The organism is Tenacibaculum sp. MEBiC06402, from assembly GCF_049239625.1.
Classification (GTDB): Bacteria; Bacteroidota; Bacteroidia; order Flavobacteriales; family Flavobacteriaceae; genus Polaribacter.
In genome coordinates, this window is sequence record NZ_JBMKKT010000006.1 from 1 (window position 1) to 737 (window position 737).

At 36.4% G+C, this 737-nt stretch carries 1 protein-coding gene; it reads left to right on the forward strand.

From position 1 onward, the window contains the following. On the forward strand, positions 1-737 hold a 737-nt coding region (locus ACOSP6_RS00035), incomplete at both ends, for a T9SS type B sorting domain-containing protein (RefSeq protein WP_422095657.1).

Sequence of the window (737 nt, forward strand, 5' to 3'; positions counted from 1 at the left end):
TCTCCTCAGATTGTATGTTTAAATAGCCCTTCTTTTATTGAAGCAGAAATGCCGGATGAAACATATTCTTACGAGTGGAGACGTAATGGTGTTATTGACACTTCTTCAACAAGCGAAACCTTAGACATTACGCAAGGTGGAACTTATGAAGTAACAGCAATTAACACAACAACCAACTGTACGAGAACTAGAAGAATTATTGTCAACGAATCTATCATCGCAACTTTAACTGAAGACGATGTAACTATCGTTGATGACTCTTCTAACAATTCAATCACCATTGATAATAGCAACAACAACTTAGGTATTGGTGATTATGAATTTGCTCTGCAAGATGAGAGCAATACTATCGTCAGAGATTTCCAAGATACTCCGATGTTTGAGAATTTAAGTGGTGGTGTATATACTATTTTAGTCAGAGATAAAAACGATTGTGGAGTCGCTGAATTAGACGTGTCGGTACTTGAATTTCCAAAGTACTTCACTCCTAATAATGATGGAGTCAATGATGTTTGGGTGGTTAGAGGCGCTAGTACAGCTTTTTATCCTCAAAGTAGCATTCATATTTTTGACAGATATGGAAATCCTATTACTGAAATAGCTATTGACGGACAAGGTTGGGATGGATTATACAACGGAAAAGTATTGCCTTCAAACGACTACTGGTTCAACATTGAATTAACCGATAGAAACGGAAATAAAATCAGCAGAAAAGGACATTTCTCACTACTTAGAAA